The sequence below is a fragment of the Algibacter sp. genome (assembly GCF_049667265.1).
GTDB lineage: Bacteria > Bacteroidota > Bacteroidia > Flavobacteriales > Flavobacteriaceae > Algibacter_B.
In genome coordinates, this window is the sequence record NZ_JBATHX010000493.1 from 1 (window position 1) to 5,604 (window position 5,604).

Below are 5,604 nucleotides of genomic sequence, written 5' to 3' on the forward strand. Positions count from 1 at the left end.
GTGCTAACTTAATAATAGAATGACTTACTTTTTAAAATACTAACCCACGTTAAGATTACATGTGTTTCCGTTTTCATCAGTATGACTAATAACTAGAAACGTTCCGTCATTTTTTTCTCCAATATTATCAGCAGGATCAGGGAAAGTTCCAAGATTTCCAAAAACACTTTTAGTTGAGTTTTCATTTCCTAAGATATCATCAGAACAACTAGTGTGGATACTTGCTTGTAAATTTCCATCAACAGACCAATACCACCATTTACCAACATTACCTAAATCTGCTAAAAGTATGTCGCCATTTGAAACATTAGTAAACGTTTTTAAAACAGAGCCATTTTCACCAGCAACAGTTACAGTCGCACTATTAGGTCCATCGTATATTAGTTTCATTTTAACAATTTTACCATCACAATCACATCCATTGCTTACTGGAGGTGTATCGGCAGGACATAATTCACCACCTTCACGACTTGCTCCACCAATAACAGTAAAATTTCCAAATACAGATCCTGCACCAATTGGTACAGAACAACTCGTATGTATTTTTTGTGATTCAGAACCATTAACGTAAATAGTGATTTCCGTACCTAACGTTCCTTTTTTATCGCTACCAAAAAAACTAAATGTTTCACCAGCGTTCACATTTCCAGAAAAAGCTGTGCCATCTTTCTTTTGAACAACTTCTATAAATGCAGAACCTAAGCCGTTGTATTGTAAATCTAATCTATTCACTTTACCTTCACATTCTGAGCAGTCATCTCCACCTCCTGGAGGTGTGTCAACAGGGCATAATTCACCACCTTCACGACTTGCTCCACCAATAACAGTAAAATTTCCAAATACAGAACCTGCACCAATAGGTACAGAACAACTTGTATGTATCTTTTGTGCTTCGGAACCGTTAACGTAAATAGTGATTTCCGTTCCTAACGTTCCTTTTTTATCACTACCATAAAAACTAAATGTTTCACCAGCGTTCACATTTCCAGAAAAAGCTGTACCCTCTTTCTTTTGAACAACTTCAATAAAAGCAGAACCTGAGCCGTTATATTGTAAATCTAATCTAGTAACTTTACCTTCACATTCTGAGCAATCATCTCCACCTCCTGGAGGTGTATCAACTGGGCATAATTTACCGCCTTCACGACTTGACCCACTTATAACTTCAAAATCTCCACTCACTAATCCAGGACCAATTGGTTTTGAACAACTTGTGTGTATTTCCGTGTTTAAATCATAATTTACATAAATTTTGATTTCCGTTCCTAAGGTTCCTTTTTTGTCGTTACCAACAAAACTGAATGTTTCACCTGGACTTAAAGTTCCTTCAAAAACAACTTTTTCACCATTTTCGCCCTCCTTTTTAGTTTCAACTCTAACGATTGCAACTTCATCACCATTATATTGTAACTCTAATTCAGTAACTTTTCCTTCACATTCAAAACATTCCTCTTCTATTTCTTTTTCAGGAACATCAACAACAATCATTATAGCTTGTTTATCAGAAGGGTTTAAAATAACACCAATTTTTTGTCCACATCCAGGAATAAAATCTTCACCGTTATCTCTTGCAGCTTGAGCAATTTCTTGAGCCATAGCAACATTAACAGCACTATTACTAGTCCAAGTTGCTTCACCAGGCGCAGCTAGAGCAGAACATTCAATACATACTGAATCATCTACAAGTAGCCACATTGCATATTGTACATGTCCGAATGTATAATTACCACCACTAACACTTGCTTGACCAATAAAATTTTGGTTTAACATCCAATTAACTAAATCAAAGTTTTCTGGAAACTCAAATTCTCCAGGAGGTAGTGTTTCATAGCTAGAGTATACAACAAAATCAGCTTTATTATTTGCATATAAACTTAGGTCTTGATCAACACACCAAGCTTCTAAATTTGTTCCAGCAAGATTAGTGTCTAAAATATCTATTGTAAAATAAGCATTAGCCCCAGGTTTTTCAGTTACATGTACCTCAACAACATCTGGTAATCCTAATTCTAAAGCTTCTAAGTCAGGGGTACAAGAAATTGAAGTTCTTGCTGAAGTTGACTTACTTGTCAATGAAAATGAAGAAGTATCCTCCTCTATATTTTCAATAAATTCTTGATCACATGATAGAAATAATAAACTTATCGCCACAATGCTAAAAATAATTTTTTTCATAATTTTTGATTTTGTTATTGATTAATAAACAATTTAGTTTAAAGTTAAACTATAAGCGGTAAGAAGTCATAGTTTTATGGTTGGTATGTTTAATAAAATCGTTAAAAAGTTAATTTTAAACGATATATGATTTTATTAATCTAAAAGTATTGTTTTCATATATGATGAATTCTTCATAGATTTAAATTTATTTATAATATATGACTATTGACTTAAGAAGTGACACGGTTACTAAGCCTTCGCATCAGATGCTAGAAGCTATGATGCAAGCCCAAGTCGGAGATGATGTTTTTAGAGAAGATGTAACTGTTAATAAATTAGAGCGCAAGGTCGCAGAAATGTTTGGTAAAGAGGATGCACTTTTTTTTCCAAGTGGAACAATGGCTAATCAAACCGCATTAAAATTGCACACAAATCCAGGAGATCAAGTAATTTGTGATAAGTATGCTCATATTTATAATTATGAGTCGGGAGGAGCTTCTTTTAATAGTGGTGTGTCATGTAAATTGATAGATGGTATTCAAGGTATGTTTACTGCTAAACAGGTTGAAGAAGCGATAAATCCAGACGCATATTATTACAGCAAAACGAGCTTAGTTGAAATAGAGAATACTACAAACAAAGGCGGCGGAGCATGTTGGGATTTCAATGAGATTTTGAAAATAAAGACGATTTGTACTCATAATAACCTTGGGTTTCATTTAGACGGTGCGCGTTTATGGAATGCATTAGTAGTGAAAAACGAAAACACAAAGCAGTATGGTGAAGTTTTCGATACTATTTCGGTTTGTTTAAGTAAAGGATTAGGATGTCCTATTGGTTCTTTATTAGTTGGTGATACTGGTATTATGAAAGATGCGATAAGAATTAGAAAGATATTTGGAGGAAATATGAGGCAAGCAGGTTATTTGGCTGCGGCCGGTTTGTATGCTTTAGAAAACAATATAGATCGATTAAAAGAGGATCATATTAGAGCTAAAGAAATAGGTGAGGTGTTAGCAAAATTATCGATTATTAAGAGTATTGAACCCATAGAAACAAATATTGTTATTTTTGAACTTAATGACGGTATTGATGAGAAGATGTTTGTAAAAAAATTAGCTAATAAAAGTATTTATATTATTAGCATGGGTGGTGGTAAATTAAGGATGGTGACTCATTTAGATTATACAGATATTATGCATAATAAATTGATTGGTTTAATAGCTTCATTTTAGCAATGAAAGATAAGAATTTGATAATGTTCGGTAAGTGAAAAATAATAAAAACCAAATTTCAGTATTAATTCCAGATGGAGAAACTCATGTTATATTATATATAATTAATTGTTTATCACTTGTAAAAGATGTTAAGGTTTATGTGATGTCATCTAAGAAAAACGACCACATGAAATACTCCAGGTATATAGATACATATATTTATTACCCAGAATCAGATTGTAGTAATTGGATAAGCCATATAAATCACCTAGTAGAAAAGCACGATATTGATATTGTACTGCCTATATACGAAATGAGTATTAAAACTATTGTTGAAAATATACACCTTATAAAGTACTCCGATAAGTTATGTGATTTACCAAATATTAAAAACCTTAATGCTGCAGGAAATAAGGATTTATTGTATTTACATCTTAATGAACATAATATACCTTGTCCTAAAAGTTTAATTGTTAAGCCGGATGAGCTTCCTGAAATTGAAAATTTAAAATTTCCATTGTTAATCAAACCTGTTTTTGGTGGAGGCGGAGGAAAAGGAATTGAAATAGTTGAAACGAAGGACGCTGTTTTAAATTATTATAAAACGAATAAATTCACTTGTAAAACCATAATTCAAGAGTTTATTGAAGGTTACGACTTATGCTGCAATGTGTTGTGTAAAGATGGAGAATTAATAGCCTATTCTATTCAAAAAGGCACTTTATTTAGAGATGGTATTTTAACGCCGCAGATTGGTTTTGATTTTATTGAAAACGAAGAATTAATTGAAAGCACAAAAAAACTCATGAAGAGTTTGAACTGGTCGGGAGTTGCAAATATTGATTGGCGCTATGATGAAACAAACAAAGTATTTAAGGTCATCGAAATAAATACTAGATTTTGGTTGGGTACAGATGCCTCATCAATTGCCGGTATAAACTATCCATATTTGTATTGTCTTTCCTCTTTAGGGAATGAAATTGAGTTGCATAAAACAGAATCTATATCATATTTAAGTTTAGAGGGTTTAGCCAGAAGCTTTAAGAAAAACCCATTCTTTATTTTCAGATTAAAGTATATTTATAATCATTCTCCTGTTCGATTTCAATTAAAAGATCCTTTACCTATTATTTATAAATTATACGCTGTTTTTAAAAAGAATTTTCTTTAAAATCATATGCTATATTCTTTAAAACAAAAAAAAAGGAGGCATTTAATAAATGCCTCCTTTTTATATAAAAATTTATATTTTATTAATGTCCACCACTACTGTATCTGCAGCTGCTACGGTATTTACAACCCCAGTGTCTGTAACATTTATTGTAATCTGGTTTAACATATTCACAAAGTTCACCTCCGTTACTGCTTTCTCCACTAATTACATTAAATACACCTTTCTCATATCCAGGTCCTATATTAACATCACAATCAGTTTTAATTTTTGTGTAGTAGCAATTGTTAATGTATATGTAAATGTATCTACCGAATGATCCATCGCTATTACCACCAGTTAGGTTAATTTCCCCATTTGGTTGAACATTGTTGTTGTTATATATCCATTTTCCGTAACATGAGTTCTCATCTCTTTGTAAGATGTCAATTTTCTTGGCACAACCCCAATCAAATTCTAAATCTAGGCTAGTAACTTTTCCTTCGCAATCAGAACATCCTACTTCCATTTCAGGAACATCAACCATAATCATAATTGCTTGTTTTCCTGCAGGGTTAAGAATAATACCAACTTTTTCTCCACATCCTGGAACATAGTCAGCACCATTATCTCTTGCAGCTTGAGCAATTTCTTCAGCCATTGCAACATTAACGGCTGAATTACTAGTCCAAGAAGCTTCACCAGGCGCAGCTAACGCAGAACACTCAACACATACAGACTCATCAACAAGTAACCAAATAGCGTATTGTACGTGACCGAAAGTATAATTTCCTCCAGCAACACTTGCTTCACCAATAATAGTTTGGTTTAAAAGCCAGTTTACTAATTCAAAGTTTTCTGGAACCTCAAATTCATTTGCAGGAAGTGTTTCGTAAGAAGAGTATACAGAAAATTCAGCTGATTCGTTTATATACAAACTTAAATCTTGATCTACACACCAAGCAGCGATACCAGTACCAGCTAATTCTGAGCCAGTAATATCTACTGTAAAGTAAGCATTAGTTCCAGGTTTTTCAGTTACATGTACATTAACATTATCTGGTAAGCTTAGTTCTAATG

4 protein-coding genes are annotated in these 5,604 nt (G+C 32.9%); 2 read left to right on the forward strand and 2 right to left on the reverse strand.

The window, feature by feature from the left end:
- Positions 1-39 precede the first annotated feature (39 nt).
- Positions 40-2,175: a DUF7467 domain-containing protein gene (locus tag WBN21_RS16825; protein ID WP_424202346.1), complete on the reverse strand. Its 2,136-nt coding sequence runs from the start codon at positions 2,173-2,175 to the stop codon at positions 40-42.
- Positions 2,176-2,375: 200 nt separating this feature from the next.
- Here WBN21_RS16825 and WBN21_RS16830 point away from each other — a divergent pair, with 200 nt between their 5' ends.
- Together WBN21_RS16830 and WBN21_RS16835 are read left to right on the forward strand one after the other, a co-directional pair.
- Entirely contained in the window at positions 2,376-3,392 is a 1,017-nt protein-coding gene (locus WBN21_RS16830) for a threonine aldolase family protein (protein ID WP_424202348.1), read from the forward strand.
- 34 nt (positions 3,393-3,426) lie between these two features.
- The gene (locus WBN21_RS16835; RefSeq protein WP_424202350.1) at positions 3,427-4,545 is read left to right on the forward strand and encodes an ATP-grasp domain-containing protein; all 1,119 of its coding nucleotides are present in this window, start codon (positions 3,427-3,429) and stop codon (positions 4,543-4,545) included.
- Between the two features lie 82 nt (positions 4,546-4,627).
- On the opposite strand, the gene WBN21_RS16840 is transcribed toward WBN21_RS16835, so the two are convergent.
- On the reverse strand, positions 4,628-5,604 hold a 977-nt coding region (locus WBN21_RS16840; protein WP_424202352.1), incomplete at its 5' end, for a hypothetical protein.